The following is a 14,387-nucleotide window of genomic DNA, read 5'->3' as shown; positions in this document are numbered from 1 at the left end:
GCGGCTCAGGCGCCGCAGGTCGTGGCGGACAGGCCGGTCACCGGCACCGGGGACCGGCCGCCCGGTCGGGTCTTGCCGGCCAGCACCCCGGCGAGGGCGGTCATCGACGCCCGGCTGGAGGAGTAGGTCGCCAGGAGGGTGGGCGACTTGGCCTTCGCCAGCACGTACGGGGTGTCCATGGCGACCGTGACGGCGGCGTCGGCGCGCAGGTCGCCGGTGCCGTCGCCGTACCCGACGAGGTGCACCACCGTGCCGCCGCCGGCCACCACCTTGACCCCGGCGGCCTTGAGCGCCTCGGTCAGGGCCGCCCGCGTGTGCTCGCGCCCGCCGGAGGCGGTCACGGTCACCGGGCCCCGTACGCCGCCGCCGCAGGCGCCCCGCAGCACCGTCACCGCCGCCGCGGCCAGGTCCTCCGCCGCCTTGCGGTGCGCCGGGCCGGCCAGCGTGGACAGCTCGGGCGTGGGCCGGTCGGCCAGCTTGAACTTCATCGTCAGCACCCGGGTCGCAGCCTCGACGAGGCGGGTCCGGGGCAGCGACTTGTCGCGGAGCGCGGCGAGCAACCCGTCGTACGCCTGACGGACGTTCGGCGGCATGAGGATCAGGTCGTTGCCCGCCTTCAGCGCGCGCACGGCGGCCTCGCCCGGCGACCAGCGCTTGGCCGGCGGCATGTTCATCCCGTCGGTGATCACCACGCCCTGGAAGCCGAGCTGGCCCCGGAGCACGCCGGTGAGCAGCTTGTGCGAGAAGGTCGCCGCGGTGCCCGGGTCCACCGACCGCGCGTCGAGGTGGGCGGACATCACGGCCATCGTGCCCGCGTCGATGGCGGCGGAGAAGGGGGGCCACGCCCCGGTCTCCAGCGTCCGGCGGGGCTGATCGAGCACCGGCAGTCCCTCGTGGGAGTCGGCGGCGCTGTGCCCGTGCCCCGGGAAGTGCTTGACGGTGGCCGCGACGCCCGCGGCCTGCAGGCCCCGGACCGCGCCCGCGACCTGCCCCGCCGTCACCTTCGGGTCCGCACCGTACGACCGGGAACCGATCACGGTGCTGCGGGTGGCGAGCACATCGGCGACAGGGGCGAAGTCGAGGTTGATTCCCATCGCGGCGAGTTCGGTGCCGGCCGCCCGCCAGGCGGCCTCGGTCAGCTCCGGCCGTCCGGCGGCGCCGGCGGCGAGGGCGCTGGGCAGCAGGGTCACGCCGTCGGTGATCCGGGTGACCACGCCGTGCTCCTGGTCGGTGCCGATCAGGAAGGGCGCCGGCCCGGCGGGCAGCCGACCGGCGGTCGCACGCAGGCCGTCGGTGAGCGCGCGTACCTGCTTCGGGTTGTCGACGTTCGTCGTCTCCTGGTTGCCCTTGGTCGGGTCGTCGGCGCTGAAGCCGACCAGGATCAGCCCGCCGAGCCGGTACTTCTCGACCATCTGGGCGGGGGTGTCCACCCCGGCCAGCGCCTGGTTGCCGGCCGCCGAGCCGGGCGAGACCCGCGTGGCCGCGTCGCCGTAGGCGTACGGCATCAGCACCTGGCCGACGAGGTCCTCGTCGGCCAGCGAGGCCACGAGGGCGGCGGCGCGGGCGGCGGGGTCGGTGCCGGGGACGCTCGCGGCGGGTGTCGGGGTGGCCGTCGGGGCGGCGGCGCTCGTCGGGGCCGGGTCGGGGCGGCGGTCCGCCGGCCCGGAGCACCCGGAGACGAGCAGTGCGGTCAGGGCGGCGAGCGCGACGCCGGCACGTCGCGGGGTAGTCGACACGCGGCCCATCCCACCAGTTCACCCCTTATCGGGGCAACTTGACCTTCACCCGCCAGGATGAGTCGGCCCCGGTCCGGGCCCCGGCGTCAGCCGACGCGGGTGAGCAGGGTCACCGGCGCGCCGTCGCCGGCGTACCGGTAGGGCTCCAACTCGGCGTCCCACGCCGTGCCGAGCGCCTTGTCGAGGGCGTGGGCGAGGGCCTCGGGCGCCCGCGCGCCCGCCATGATGCTGCGCAGGCGGTCCTCGCCGAGCTGGATGTCGCCGGCCGCGCCGACGCTCGCCCGGAACAGGCCCCGTCCGGGCACGTACATGAAGCGCTCGCCGTCGGCGCCGGGGCTTGGTTCCTCGGTGACCTCGAAACGGATCATGGGCCACTGCCGGAGGGCAGCAGCCAGCTCGGCGCCCGTCCCCGGGCGACCGGTCCACCCGCACTCGGCCCGGCGTGCGCCGGGATCGACGGGCTGAGCCGTCCACTGCAGGTTGACCGGCGCGGCGAGGACGCGCGCGATCGCCCACTCGACGTGTGAGCACACGGCGAGCGGGGTCGAGTGGACGTATACGACGCCACGCGTTGGCACGGTGACCTCCCGGAGAGCGAGGTGCGTCTTCCCCTACGACCTCGACCACCCGAGTGGTTGCTGGAACACATGATGACTGGTGTGACGGATGATGCGCCAGGGAATCGGAAAATTCGCGGGTCGGAATAGTCGGACGAGCACCCCGGTTGACCCCTCACGACGCGATGACCAGCCAGGGACCGCGGTCGTGTACAGTTCCATCGGCGGCCTGTGCCGCGCACATCTTCCGCGGGCCCACCCACCAGGGTGTCGTCCGCACAGCCCCCGGACGTTCCGTCCTCCCGTACGTCTTGCAAGGAGTACCTCCGTGGCGAGCAACACCTCTAAGACCGCGCGCGCGTCAGTCCGGGCCGGCCAGGCTGGCCAGGGTGGCGCCCTCAGCGTGCTGGGCGAGTTCAAGTACCTCATCCCGCTCAACGGCGGCAAGCACGCCTACGTGCGGAACCTGACCAACGGCAAGACCGCGCACCTGCGCACCGACTCCGAGGCCTTCGTCGAGGAGATCCGGGTGCTGGCCGCCGCCGGCCACGCCGCGAAGATCCGCGCCGAGATCAACAACCTCAACACCACCCACCCGGGTGACGGCTGGGACGCCACCGAGAAGCGCCTCGTCGAGGCTGGCGTCTTCGAGGGCTGACCCCCTCCCCCACGCGACACCTGAACCGCCCGCCGGGACCCCCGGCGGGCGGTTCTGCGTTCCCGCCCACCCACCGCTGCGCCCTGCCCCATCCACTGCTGCGCCCGCCGCCCGAGCGCCGGGCCCAGGTGTAAGGAAGGGGCCCTTCCTATACACCAGGTGCCCTTCTTACACCTCCAGCAGGGTCACCTCGCCGGTCGTCAGGTCGTAGAGGGCGCCGGCCACCGTCAGGCGGCCGGCGGCGACCGGGACGGCGAGCCGGTCGTCGGCGCGCAGGGCGGCGACCGTACGGAGCACGTGCCGGCGGACCGCCATCGGGTGCACCCGGGGGTCGTCGACGCCCACCTCTGTCACCGCCGGGGCGATCTGGTCGACGAGGTGGGCCAGTGCGCCGCCCGGCGACCGCCCGCCACGCAGCGTGTCCACGGCGGAGGCCACCGCGCCGCACCGCTCGTGCCCGAGCACCATCACCAGCGGCACGCCCAGCTCACCGACCACGTACTCGATGGAGCCGAGCACCGCCCGGTCCAGTACGTGCCCACCGGTGCGGATCACGCAGATCGAGCCGAAGGTCTGGTCGAAGATCGCCTCCAGTGGCACCCGCGAGTCGATGCAGCCGAGCAGGACCGCGTACGGCTGCTGGTCGCCCGAGGCCGCCGCGGCGGCGGTGACGTCGTGGCCGTGCACCGGCTGGCCGCTGACGAAGCGGCGGTTGCCGGCGAGCAGCTCGGCCAGCGCGGCCCGGGGCGACCCCATGCCACCAGCTTGGCGGGCCCGCCGGCCGCCCGGAGCGGGTTGCGAACCTTCTCACCGACACGGTTGCCGTGGTCTCATGACGGGTAGCCGGTGTTACCACCGGGTATCCCCGGTGTTGCGGTTCCGTGCGGCCCTGGGGAGGTGACGATGCCGGAGCACGTCGAGGTGCGTCTTCCCGACGACGTACGCCTGCACGTCGAGGCGAGTGGACCGGCCGACGCCGAGGTCACCGTCGTGCTGCTGCACGGCTGGACGCTGGACGGGCGGGCCTGGCACCGGCAGCTCGCCGACCTACGGCAACGCTTCGGCGACGCGGTGCGGGTGGTGACCTACGACGCCCGCGGCCACGGCCGGTCGAGCTGCATGGCGCTGCCCACCGCCACCGTGGCCCAGCTCGGCGACGACCTCGCCGCGGTGCTGGACGAGGTGGCCCCGGCCGGTCGTGTCGTGCTGGTCGGCCACTCGATGGGCGGCATGACGATCATGGAGTACGCGCACCGCCACCCCGCGCACTTCGCCGCCCGGACGGCCGGGCTGGTCTTCGTCTCCACCACCGCCGAGGGGCACACGCACACCGCGTACGGCCTCTCGCCCCGCATCGCCCGGCTGATCCGGCTCGCCGAGACCACCGGGGCCGGCGTGCTGGCCCGGTGTGGGGCCTGGCGACCGCCCCGGGCGCTGCTGCGCGCGCTGCGTCCCAGCATCCGCTGGATGCTCTTCGGCGACCGCTGCGACCCGCACGACATCCGCCTGGTCACCTCGGCGGTGGCCCGCGCCACCCTCCGCTCGATCGGCGGGTTCCGCGCGTCCATCGGGGCGCAGCACCGGCTGGACACCCTCGCCGCGCTGGCCGACCTGCCGGCCGCCGCCCTGGTCGGCGACCGGGACCGGCTCACCCCGCCGCCCTGCGCCGAGTCGATCGCCGGCGCGCTGCCGGCGACCGAGCTGACCGTCTGCCCGGGTGCCGGGCACATGCTGATGATGGAACGCCCCGACGAGGTCAACGCGGCGCTCGGCGGCGTGCTCCGTCGCGTGCTCACCGCCCCCGGGGCGGGTGCCACCGCCGCCGCCCGCGCGGACTGAACCGGGCCTGCGGGGAGCCCGCCGCGGCCCCCCGCGGCGTGACGCGGGTTCCTTTCCCGCACCGGTGGCGCCGCTGGTTGCCTGCGGGCCGTACCCTCTTGCGGTTGGCCTGGCGCGGTTCGCACGGTTCGCACCGCCCGCCGCCGACGTCAGGAGGAGCGAGCGGTGACCGACCAGACCACCCTGGAACAGGAGATCGCCGTCGAGCAGCGGCATCTCGACCGGGTGTACGCCCGACTGGCCGAGCTGCGCCGGTCGGCGGTCAGCGCCGAGAAGGAGGGCTACCGGCTCGCCCGGGTGGGCAACTTCGGGGCGCTGGTCGAACGGGACGCGATGGTGTTCCACGCCGCACGGCGGCGGCACATGCTGGACGCCGAGCACGAGGGCCTGGTCTTCGGCCGGCTGGACCTGCTGGACCGGCAGGTGCTGCACGTCGGGCGGCTCGGCATCCGTGACGACGACGCCTCCACCCTGGTGGTCGACTGGCGGGCCCCTGCCGCCGCCGCCTTCTACCAGGCCACTCCCGCGCAGCCGCTGGGCGTGGTGCGGCGACGCACGATCCAGTCCTCCGCCGAGCGGGTCACCCGGATCGAGGACGACCTGCTCGATCCCGTCGCCGCGCCCGCCGACATGGCGGTGGTCGGCGACGGCGCGCTGCTGGCCACGCTGTCGAAGGCCACCGGCCGGGGCATGCGGGACATCGTCGCCACCATCCAGCGGGAGCAGGACGAGGCGATCCGCTCCCCCGGCTCGGGCGTGACGATCGTGTCCGGCGGCCCGGGCACCGGGAAGACGGCCGTCGCCCTGCACCGGGCCGCGTACCTGCTCTATTCCGACCGCAGCCGGTTTGCCGGCGGCGGCATCCTGGTGGTGGGCCCGTCTTCGGTCTTCGTCGAGTACATCGCCTCGGTGCTGCCCTCGCTCGGCGAGGACACCGCCACCCTGCACTCGCTGGGCACGCTCTTCGCGGGCCTGACCGCCACCCGCACCGATCCGCCGGCGGTGGCGGCGGTGAAGGGCTCGCTGCGGATGCGGCGGGTGCTGGAGCGGGCGGCCCGGGACGCGGTGCCGGGCGGCCCGACCGAGCTGCGCCTGCTCTACCGGGGCGAGCTGCTCCGGCTGGAGCGCCGCGAGCTGGACGGCATCCGGGACCGGGCGATGTCCCGGGGCGCCCGCCGCAACGAGGTGCGCCGGGCCGGCTTCGACGGGGTCTTCGCGGCGCTGTGGGCGCAGGCCCGCAGGTTGGGCGTGGGGCGGCTGCCCGAGCAGCGCGCGTTCGAGGACGAGATCGCCGAGCGGCCGGAGTTCCGGGAGTTCCTGAAGGCGTGGTGGCCCCGGCTGCACCCCCGGCACGTGCTGGGCTGGCTGGCCCGTCCGGACCGGCTGCACCGCTACGCCGAGGGGATCCTCTCCCGCGCCGAGATCCGGCTGCTGGCCGACGCGTACCGCAGCCTCGATGCCGCCGGGTTGACGATCGCCGACATCGCGCTGCTCGACGAGCTGGACGCGCTGCTCGGCAAGCCGATGAAGCCCGCCCGGGCGAAGCGGGACCCGTTCCAGCTGGCCGGCGGGGTCCGCGAGCTGAGCACCTTCGCCGACCGGCAGCGCGCCGCCCGCGAGGCGGCGCGGGAACGCCCGGACGACTACCGGGAGTACGCGCACGTCGTCGTCGACGAGTCGCAGGACGTCTCGCCGATGCAGTGGCGCATGATCGGCCGGCGGGGCCGGCTGGCCTCGTGGACGGTGGTGGGCGACCCGGCGCAGACGGCGTGGACGGGGGATCCCGAGGAGCTGACCCGGGCCCGGGACCAGGCGCTGGGCCGGCGCAAGCGGCACCACTTCACCCTCACCACGAACTACCGCAACTCGGCGGAGATCTTCGCGGTGGCGGCGGCCGAGATCCGCCGGCTGCACCCGGACCTGCCGCTGCCCCGGGCGGTGCGCTCCACCGGCGTCGACCCGGTCGCGCTGGTGGTGCCGCCGGCGGAGCTGGAGGCCGCGGTGGTGGCGGCGGCCGGCGCGCTGCTCGCCGACGTGGAGGGCACGGTCGGGGTGATCACGCCGGTGCCGCGCCGCGACGAGGTGGCCGGCTGGCTGGGCGGGCTCGGCACGCCACGTTTGCAGGTGGTGACCAGCCTGGAGGCCAAGGGCATGGAGTACGACGGGGTCGTCCTCGTCGCCCCGGGCGAGATCCGGGCCGACCCGGGGTCGGGGGTGCGGACGCTCTACGTGGCGCTGTCCCGGGCCACCCAGCGGCTGACCACCGTCGACCCGATCGGCTGAGCCGCCGTTACTTGCATACATAGCGATGTGAGCATAGATTGAACGCGAATTCGGACGCCTGACGGAGGGTGGGCGCGTGGGCGCAGGTCATGACCACCATCACGGGTCGGTGGCGAATGCCGCGCACCGCCACCGGGGCCGGCTCTGGGCGGCGTTCGGGCTGCTCGCCGGCCTCATGGTGGTGGAGGCGGTGGCGGCCTTCCGCACGGGCTCGCTGGCCCTGCTGAGCGACGCCGGGCACATGTTCACCGACGTGCTCGGCATCGGCATGGCGCTCGCGGCGATCGCCGCCACCCGGCGGGCGGGCGCCGACCCGCAGCGCACCTTCGGCCTCTACCGGCTGGAGGTGCTGGCCGCACTGGCCAACGCCATGCTGCTCTCCGGCGTCGCGGTCTACGTCGTGATCGAGGCGGTACGCCGCTTCGGCGACCCGCCGGAGGTGCTGGCCGGCCCGATGCTGGTGGTCGCCGTGCTCGGCCTGCTCGCCAACATCGGCGCCTTCGCGCTGCTGCGCTCCGGGGCGAAGGAGAGCATCAACGTCCACGGCGCGTACCTGGAGGTGCTCGGCGACCTGCTGGGGTCACTCGGCGTGATCGGGGCCGCGCTGCTGATCGCCACCACCGACTGGTGGTGGGCGGACCCACTGGTGGCGGTCGCGATCGGGGTGTTCATCCTGCCGCGCACCTGGCGGCTCGGGCGGGCCGCGCTGCGCATCCTGGTGCAGGCCGCGCCGGAGCACCTCCAGGTGACCGCGGTGCACGACCGGCTGGCCGCCGTGCCCGGCGTCGCCGAGGTGCACGACCTGCACGTCTGGACGCTGACCTCCGGGATGGAGGTGGCCTCGGCCCACCTGACCATGGCACCCGGCGCGGAGGTCGGCGCGGTGCTGGGCGCCGCCAGGGCCGCGCTGCACGACGACTTCCACATCGAGCACGCCACGTTGCAGATCGAGCCCGGAGCGTCGCGCGGGGCCTGCGGGTCGGTTGAGTGGTAATGAGGACAACCTTAAATCTGGGAGAGTATTGTGCGCTTATGCCGGATTTGACTGTTAGTGGACGTACACCCTGCGTCACCTGCGCTGCATCAGTCACACCGGCACCGGTAGGCTCGGCTTCGGCCTCCGCCAGGCGGCACCCTCCGGTGCCGGCGGTGGCCGCCGCCTAATCGCCCGGCGGGGCGAACCGGGGAACCATGTTCGTGGGGTGCATCCGCGTCAGCGGTAGGGATCTTCCGTCCCGAACCCGTCAGCTAACCCGGTCGGCGGCTGACGGAAGGACACGTGTATGCCAGTGATGGCACCTGTACGACGACGTGCCGCCCGGACGGCGGCCCTGATCGCCACGATGCTCGCCCTCGGCGCCGCGGGGGCCCCGGTCACCGCCGCCCCGGCGGCGGCCGCCACCCGGGCCGGCCTGCTCGCCGCGGCCCCCGGCCAGGACGAGGAGGGCGGCACCCCCGCCCTGCGGGCCCAGTTGGAGGCCGCCAGCAAGGGCTACCTCGACGCCAAGCGCGCCCTGGACACGTCGGCCAAGCGGCAGCAGCAGCTCGCCGCGCAGCTCAAGACCACCGAGGTCGAGATGGCCGCGCACACCGCCAAGGTCGGCGAGATCGCGGGGGCGGCCTACCGCACCGGCCGGCTCAGCGTGGCGTCCGCCCTGCTCAACAGCAGCTCGCCGGACGGCTTCATGGACCGTGCCGCCGCCCTCGACGCGGTGGCCGCCAAGGAGGACCGGGCCCTGCGCGAACTCCAGGAGACCCGGGACCAGGCCACCCGCACCAAGCTCGCCCTGGACGGCGAGATCCGGGAGCAGCGCAAGCAGGTCACCGTGATGGCCAAGCGCAAGGAGCAGGCCGAGCGGGCGCTGACGGTCGCCAACCGCGAGCAGCAGCAACAGCGGCAGCAGTCAACGGGGGCGGGCGCCTCGCCGGGCGGCACCTCCAGCAAGACGGCGAAGGCGGCCCCGCGCAACTCCGACGGCTCCTGGCCGCGCGAGTCGTGCAGCGTCAACGACCCCACCCCCGCCAACGGCTGCATCACCCCGCGCACCCTGCACGCGCTCAACCAGGCCAAGGCGGCGGGCTTCACCCGCTACGTCTCCTGCTACCGCCCCGGCGGCTCGGGCGAACACCCGAAGGGCCGGGCCTGCGACTTCGCGGCCCAGAAGGGCGGCTTCGGCGGCGACGCCACCGGCGGCGACCGGACGTACGGCAACAACCTGTCGGCGTACTTCGTGCGCAACGCCGACCGGCTCGCCGTGCTCTACGTGATCTGGTACAGGCAGATCTGGCTGCCCAGCAGCGGCTGGAAGTCGTACAGCGGGGCCAACGGCGACCCGTCCAGCGACCACACCAACCACGTGCACCTGTCGGTCTACTGACGCCCGCGCCCCCGGTGCCCCGCCCGTCGCGGGTCACCGGGGCGCGACGGCGTCCGTCGCCTCCGGCCGCTGCGGGCCCGTCCCGCCGGTCAGTCCCCCGGTGCCCCGGGCGGGCTCGTGTCGAGGGCCGCGGCGAGGCGGGCGGCCAGCCCGAGGTGGGCGGCGCGGGCCTGGCGGAACGCGTAGCCGAAGAGCGGCGCGGGCGCGGCCAGGGTGATCTCGACCTCGATGCGCACCACGCCGTCGGGCTCCGCCCGCAGGCGGGTGTGGTTGCGCACCGTGGTGGCGGGCCACTGCCGGGCCACGGTGACGATCTCGTCGGCATCGTCGACGAGGACGTCGGCCCGGTAGGTGATCGGCAGGCGCACCGGCCCGGCGGCCAGTCGATCGGTGATGTCGTAGCTGGCCCGCGCGCCAGGACGGGGCGGCACCCGGCGGACCCGCACGATCAGCGGGTGCAGGTCCTCCTGCCGGCCGGGGTCGGCGAGCAGGGCTGCGGCCTCCGCGAGGGAGCAGCGCGCCTGGACGGTGTAGCTGAAGGAACTTCGCCTGAGCACGCCGTCTCCCCAGCGTCGGTGGTCGCCCGATCGTCGCGCATGCCGGGCGCCCTGGCAACGCCGCGCCGATCCCGCCCGGAGTCCGGACGTCCGGCCGCCGACCACACTACGGTCAGCTGATGGATGGTCACGGTACGTGTCGACCGGCGGAGGATGGGCGCATGAACGGGTACGACGGATGAGCGGGCACGTGATGGTCTTCGCGCCCACGCCCCGGCTGACGGTGACCGTCGACCAGCCCAGCGAGGCGCCGGAGCTGCACCTGCACCCCGGCGGGCAGGGCGTCTGGCAGGCCCGGATGGTGATGTCGCTCGGCGTCGACGTGGTGCTCTGCGCCGCCCTCGGCGGCGAGATCGGTCAGGTGCTGGAGCCGCTGCTGGTCAGCGAGGGGGTGCACCTGAAGGTGGTGGTCCGCGACTCCGGCAGCGGCGGGTACGTGCACGATCGGCGCGAGGGCTCCCGGCAGGAGATCGTGGACGTGCCCGGCCAGCCGCTCAGCCGGCACGAGCTGGACGAGCTCTACAACCTGGCGCTCGGCGAGGGGCTGCGCGCCTCGGTCAGCGTGCTGAGCGGGCCGAACGAGCCGTCGCTGGTCCCGGCCGACCTCTACCGGCGGTTCGCCGCCGACCTGGGGGCCAACGGCAGCCGGGTGGTGGTCGACCTCTGCGGCGAGCACCTGGACGCCGTGCTGGACAGCGGCGTCTTCTTCCTCAAGGTCAGCCACGAGGAGCTGATCGCCGACGGCCGCGCCGACGGCGACGACGAGGAGCAGCTCACCCGGGCCCTGTACGACCTGCACGCCGGGGGCGCGGAGAACGTGGTGGTGAGCCGGGCCGACAAGCCCGCCCTCGCCCTCGTCGACGGCGAGGTCTTCGAGGTCGAGATGCCCCGGCTGGAGGCGGCCGATCCGCGCGGGGCCGGCGACTCGATGACCGCCGGGGTGGCGGCCGTGGTGGCGCGCGGCGGTGACGTGCGCACCGCGATCCGTACCGGCGCGGCGGCCGGCGCGCTGAACGTGACCCGGCACGGCCTGGGCACCGGCCGGCTCGACTCGATCACCGGCCTGGTCGACCGGGTGCGTCTCGTACCGGCCGGCAGCCGGCCGCAGGAGCGGACCAGCCCCGACGAGCTGGCCGAACGGGCGGCCGAGCGATGACGCTGCGGGTACTGGTCACCAACGACGACGGGATCGCCGCGCCCGGCATCCAGGCGCTGGCGCGGGCGGCGGCGGACCGGGGCCTGGACGTGGTCGTCGCCGCGCCGCTGGAGGAGGCGAGCGGCACCAGCGCCGCGATGACCGCCGTGGAGCGCGACGGGCAGGTGGTGGTCCACGAGCACCCGCTGCCGGAGGTGCCGGGGGTGCCGGCGTTCGCGGTCGGCGGCTCCCCCGGCTTCATCGCGCTGATCGCCGTGCACGGCGCCTTCGGTCCCCCGCCGGCGGTGGTGCTGTCCGGCATCAACCGGGGCGCGAACGCGGGACGCGCGGTGCTGCACTCGGGCACGGTGGGTGCGGCCTTCACCGCCGCCGCGAACGGCTGCCGGGCGATGGCCGTCTCGCTCGACGTGCTCTCGGCCGGGGAGGCCACGGCCGCCAGCGGGGGCGCCGCGGTGGCCGCCGCCGCCCGGGTACGCGACGCCGAGCGGCACTGGCCGACCGCCGCCCGGGTCGCCCTGGACCTGCTGCCCCGGCTCACCGCCGGGCCGGTGGAGAGCGTGCTCAACGTGAACGCGCCGGACCTGCCGCACGGCCGGCTGCGCGGGGTGCGCCGGGGCACGCTGGCCACCTTCGGCCAGGTGCAGATGACGGTGGCGGAGGCCGGGCACGGCTTCGTCCGCACGTCGCTGGAGGAGCCGGGGCAGGCCGTGCAGCCCGGCACCGACCTGGCGCTGCTGGCCGAGGGGTACGCCTCGGTGACGGCGATCCGCGCGGTCACCGAGGTGGCGGACGTCGACCTGTCGGGCCTCGGCGACGCCTGAGCGGCCCGCCTCCAACCTCGCGGCCGGCGGCGGGGGCGGGTCAGGCGCCCGGGAGGACCTCGGGGGTGGGTGCGCCGGCGTAGTAGGGCTCGGGGGCGCCGAAGAGGCCGAGCAGGCCGGTCACCCAGAGCTGCCGGTGCACGAAGCGGCTCGGCTCGGTGACGACGAGCTTGACGCCGCTCACCTCGGCGGTCTGGAAGCCGGCGACCATCGCGCTGATGCCGACCGAGTCGATGAAGGTGACGAGCCGCATGTTCAGCTCGATCCGACCGGGGCGCCCCTTGGTCAGGACCTCGGCGATGGCCTCGCGCACCTCGTACGCGGTGTCGACGTCGATCTCACCCCGCGGGGCGATCTCGATGACACCACCGGGCAGAACCGACTTCACGATCGACAGGCTCACGCGAGCACCTCCACTCGCCCGTCAAACGGGCGCCTCATCAGTACGCGGGCCGCGACCGAGAGTATTCCTCTGACGGCCTCGGTCGCCACCCCTCGGGATGAGCAATTCGCGGATCAGGGCACAGCAAGTCGCCCTTATCCGGACTATTGACGTTTTGTCCGACCAACGATCAGCTGCCGCTGACACGTCGCGCCCCAGGGTAGCCGGCTCCCGCCGGCACCGCCCAACAGCCGGCCCCCGGCGTGGCCCGTACCGCTTCGGCCCCGCGCCTTGCCCGCTCTGCCTAGCATCGGCTCGGAGACACGACTGCGACCGGGAGGACGATCGATGCTCAGGAGACTTGCCGCGCTGGCCGGCGTCAGCGCGCTGTTGGCCCTCGTACTGGCCTGCGGGTTCGGCGGCGGCGGGGGCGACGATGACGACGACGGCGACGACGACTTCGCGCGGGGCGTGACCGCGGCGGTCGCCGTCCGCTGACGCCGGGCCCGCGCGCCGACCGCCGGCGCCACCCGGGGCGCCGCACCCGCGGCACGGGGGTTTGCGGAGCAGCCCCACGGGGCACAGGCGGAAACGAGCGAACCGTCACACGCCGGTGCGACGCCGAAGTCGAAATGGCCGCCGGCTTCGGCCCCGAGGAGGTAACCACCATGTTCGGAAGCAACCTGCTGGACCGCCGCAGCAAGCCCGAGCGGATCACGGACCAGGCGTGGCAGCACCTGGTCTCGGCGGTCAGCTCCGCCAGCGACAGCGTCCGCGACACCGCCCGTTCGGCCCGTCGGGGCGGCTCCGGTCTCGCCGACGAGGCCGGCGACCTGGTGGGCTCGGCGGCGGACGAGGCCCGGCGCCGGGCCACCCAGGCCTTCGACGCGCTCGCCGGCCGCCGGCCCGCGCTGCCCTGGACGCTGCTGATCGGCGCCACGCTGGTCGGCGCGGCGATCGGTTGGGCCGCCGGCACCGCCGCGCGGGCCGCCGGAAGCCGGGGCGACCGGGCGATGGACGACATCGAGTTCGTCGACGTCGACCGACCCAACTCCCCCGTCGGCCTCGACGGCTGACCGGTCCGGCACCGCTCGCGACAACGGGCCCCGGTCGACCATCGAGGTCGGCCGGGGCCCGCGCCTGTTCCAGGTGACGTGCCGCGACAGACGGCCCGCCGTACTGCGTCTCGCGGCCTGTTCAGAGGCTCGCGGCCCGCAGCTTGCGGCTTGCGGCTCGCGGCCCGCGGTCTGCGGCCTTGCGGCTTGCGGCCCGTGGCCCGTGGCCTGCGCCCTGTTTTGAAGGCTCGCGGCCCTGCGGAGGGTGGCGTCAGAGGGCGGCGACGCTCGCCGGGGCCCGCTCCGCCCGGCTCAGGGCGCGCAGCACCGCCGGTTGCCCGTGTCGGCGTACGGCGAGACGGGCCAGCAGCGTCAGCACCGGGTCGACCGTCTCGGCCGGCAGCTCCGGGGTGGGCACACCGACGCTGACCGCGAGGTCGTCCGCGTGCACGACAAGTTCCATCAGCCGGGTGGCCAGGTAGTCGTCCAGGGTGAGCGACCACGGGCCACGGGCGACGTGCACCACCCGATCGGACGGCTCCGCCGCCAGCACGTCCGTCAACTCGCGGAGTGTGGCGGCGCACCGGTCGACCAGAGCGGCCGGGCCGTCGGCGGCGAGGCCGTCACCGGCGCGGCGGATGGCGACGTTCACCGTGGCGTCGACCGGGGAGCCGAGCCAGGTGCTGCGCGCGTAGTGGTCGAGCAGTCCCACGGGGTCGCCGGGGGGAACGGTTGCGGCCAGCACGGCGGGAACGCCGAGCACCTGGCTGGCGAGGTGGCCGGCCAGGCCCCCCACACCGAACGCGGGCAGGGCGCTCGGTTCGTCCCAGCGGGTTGCTACGGCGGGGTCGGCGAGCAGGTCCACCGCCGAGCGCGCGGCGGTGAGGTAGGCCGTCCTGATCGGACTCACGGAGGATCCCTCCTTCGACGGGCGAAGCTCCGAGCCTATGGCTTGCGGGGACACC

At 74.7% G+C, this 14,387-nt stretch carries 15 protein-coding genes and 1 riboswitch; of the genes, 9 read left to right on the top strand and 6 right to left on the bottom strand.

The window, feature by feature from the left end; all coding sequences use genetic code 11:
* Positions 1 to 5: 5 nt before the first annotated feature.
* Both EV374_RS19025 and EV374_RS19020 read right to left on the bottom strand, forming a co-directional pair.
* The gene (locus EV374_RS19025) at positions 6 to 1,745 is read right to left on the bottom strand and encodes a glycoside hydrolase family 3 protein (RefSeq protein ID WP_132237198.1); all 1,740 of its coding nucleotides are present in this window, start codon (positions 1,743 to 1,745) and stop codon (positions 6 to 8) included.
* 77 nt (positions 1,746 to 1,822) lie between these two features.
* On the bottom strand, positions 1,823 to 2,314 hold the full coding sequence (locus tag EV374_RS19020) for a DUF3145 domain-containing protein (protein ID WP_121400330.1): 492 nt from the start codon (positions 2,312 to 2,314) through the stop codon (positions 1,823 to 1,825).
* A 307-nt stretch (positions 2,315 to 2,621) separates the two neighbouring features.
* Here EV374_RS19020 and EV374_RS19015 point away from each other — a divergent pair, with 307 nt between their 5' ends.
* Positions 2,622 to 2,951: a hypothetical protein gene (locus tag EV374_RS19015; protein WP_074313395.1), complete on the top strand. Its 330-nt coding sequence runs from the start codon at positions 2,622 to 2,624 to the stop codon at positions 2,949 to 2,951.
* A 168-nt stretch (positions 2,952 to 3,119) separates the two neighbouring features.
* On the opposite strand, the gene EV374_RS19010 is transcribed toward EV374_RS19015, so the two are convergent.
* Entirely contained in the window at positions 3,120 to 3,707 is a 588-nt protein-coding gene (locus EV374_RS19010) for a carbonic anhydrase (protein WP_132237196.1), read from the bottom strand.
* A 147-nt stretch (positions 3,708 to 3,854) separates the two neighbouring features.
* Between EV374_RS19010 and EV374_RS19005 the strand changes: the two genes are divergently transcribed.
* The 4 genes from EV374_RS19005 to EV374_RS18990 all read left to right on the top strand — a co-directional run bounded on the left by EV374_RS19005 (position 3,855) and on the right by EV374_RS18990 (position 9,451).
* A complete protein-coding gene (locus EV374_RS19005) occupies positions 3,855 to 4,790 on the top strand; it encodes an alpha/beta fold hydrolase (protein WP_132237194.1) in 936 nt (311 codons plus the stop codon).
* Between the two features lie 165 nt (positions 4,791 to 4,955).
* Positions 4,956 to 7,073 carry an AAA family ATPase gene (locus EV374_RS19000; RefSeq protein WP_132237192.1) on the top strand — a complete coding sequence of 706 codons (2,118 nt, stop codon included), beginning with the start codon at positions 4,956 to 4,958 and terminating at the stop codon, positions 7,071 to 7,073.
* 76 nt (positions 7,074 to 7,149) lie between these two features.
* On the top strand, positions 7,150 to 8,067 hold the full coding sequence (locus tag EV374_RS18995) for a cation diffusion facilitator family transporter (protein WP_132237190.1): 918 nt from the start codon (positions 7,150 to 7,152) through the stop codon (positions 8,065 to 8,067).
* A 153-nt stretch (positions 8,068 to 8,220) separates the two neighbouring features.
* A riboswitch (cyclic di-AMP (ydaO/yuaA leader) is annotated at positions 8,221 to 8,352 on the top strand.
* A gap of 13 nt (positions 8,353 to 8,365) precedes the next feature.
* The gene (locus EV374_RS18990; protein ID WP_207914369.1) at positions 8,366 to 9,451 is read left to right on the top strand and encodes a VldE C-terminal domain-containing protein; all 1,086 of its coding nucleotides are present in this window, start codon (positions 8,366 to 8,368) and stop codon (positions 9,449 to 9,451) included.
* 89 nt (positions 9,452 to 9,540) lie between these two features.
* Here the strand turns inward: EV374_RS18990 and EV374_RS18985 are convergent, their stop codons facing one another.
* Positions 9,541 to 10,008, bottom strand: a complete 468-nt coding sequence (locus EV374_RS18985; protein WP_132237186.1) for an SRPBCC family protein — start codon at positions 10,006 to 10,008, stop codon at positions 9,541 to 9,543.
* 178 nt (positions 10,009 to 10,186) lie between these two features.
* Between EV374_RS18985 and EV374_RS18980 the strand changes: the two genes are divergently transcribed.
* Together EV374_RS18980 and surE are read left to right on the top strand one after the other, a co-directional pair.
* Positions 10,187 to 11,164, top strand: coding sequence for a PfkB family carbohydrate kinase (locus EV374_RS18980; RefSeq protein WP_207914353.1), 978 nt, complete (start codon positions 10,187 to 10,189; stop codon positions 11,162 to 11,164).
* Complete coding sequence (surE, locus tag EV374_RS18975; protein ID WP_132237184.1) at positions 11,161 to 11,985, top strand: 5'/3'-nucleotidase SurE; 825 nt, start codon at positions 11,161 to 11,163, stop codon at positions 11,983 to 11,985. Before EV374_RS18980 ends, surE begins: the two co-directional genes overlap by 4 nt.
* Positions 11,986 to 12,025: 40 nt before the next feature.
* Here surE and EV374_RS18970 read toward each other — a convergent pair whose 3' ends face one another.
* A complete protein-coding gene (locus EV374_RS18970; protein ID WP_088998998.1) occupies positions 12,026 to 12,388 on the bottom strand; it encodes an STAS domain-containing protein in 363 nt (120 codons plus the stop codon).
* A gap of 327 nt (positions 12,389 to 12,715) precedes the next feature.
* Here EV374_RS18970 and EV374_RS32655 point away from each other — a divergent pair, with 327 nt between their 5' ends.
* Both EV374_RS32655 and EV374_RS18965 read left to right on the top strand, forming a co-directional pair.
* On the top strand, positions 12,716 to 12,865 hold the full coding sequence (locus tag EV374_RS32655) for a hypothetical protein (protein WP_165947838.1): 150 nt from the start codon (positions 12,716 to 12,718) through the stop codon (positions 12,863 to 12,865).
* A 170-nt stretch (positions 12,866 to 13,035) separates the two neighbouring features.
* The gene (locus EV374_RS18965; protein WP_121400322.1) at positions 13,036 to 13,443 is read left to right on the top strand and encodes a hypothetical protein; all 408 of its coding nucleotides are present in this window, start codon (positions 13,036 to 13,038) and stop codon (positions 13,441 to 13,443) included.
* Between the two features lie 250 nt (positions 13,444 to 13,693).
* Here the strand turns inward: EV374_RS18965 and EV374_RS18960 are convergent, their stop codons facing one another.
* On the bottom strand, positions 13,694 to 14,332 hold the full coding sequence (locus tag EV374_RS18960; RefSeq protein ID WP_132237182.1) for a maleylpyruvate isomerase N-terminal domain-containing protein: 639 nt from the start codon (positions 14,330 to 14,332) through the stop codon (positions 13,694 to 13,696).
* Positions 14,333 to 14,387: the final 55 nt, after the last annotated feature.

Source organism: Micromonospora sp. CNZ303 (assembly GCF_004345505.1).
The sequence above is the reverse complement of the archived record's forward strand: the minus strand, read 5'-3'. Positions and strand labels throughout refer to the sequence as shown.

Excerpts from the sequence above, each read along its gene's own strand:
- EV374_RS19025 (WP_132237198.1), bottom strand. The coding sequence starts at position 1,745 with ATGGGCCGCGTGTCGACTACCCCGCGACGTGCCGGCGTCGCGCTCGCC.
- EV374_RS18980 (WP_207914353.1), top strand. The coding sequence starts at position 10,187 with ATGAGCGGGCACGTGATGGTCTTCGCGCCCACGCCCCGGCTGACGGTG.
- EV374_RS19005 (WP_132237194.1), top strand. The coding sequence starts at position 3,855 with ATGCCGGAGCACGTCGAGGTGCGTCTTCCCGACGACGTACGCCTGCAC.
- EV374_RS19010 (WP_132237196.1), bottom strand. The coding sequence starts at position 3,707 with ATGGGGTCGCCCCGGGCCGCGCTGGCCGAGCTGCTCGCCGGCAACCGC.
- EV374_RS18965 (WP_121400322.1), top strand. The coding sequence starts at position 13,036 with ATGTTCGGAAGCAACCTGCTGGACCGCCGCAGCAAGCCCGAGCGGATC.
- EV374_RS32655 (WP_165947838.1), top strand. The coding sequence starts at position 12,716 with ATGCTCAGGAGACTTGCCGCGCTGGCCGGCGTCAGCGCGCTGTTGGCC.
- surE (WP_132237184.1), top strand. The coding sequence starts at position 11,161 with ATGACGCTGCGGGTACTGGTCACCAACGACGACGGGATCGCCGCGCCC.
- EV374_RS18990 (WP_207914369.1), top strand. The coding sequence starts at position 8,366 with ATGGCACCTGTACGACGACGTGCCGCCCGGACGGCGGCCCTGATCGCC.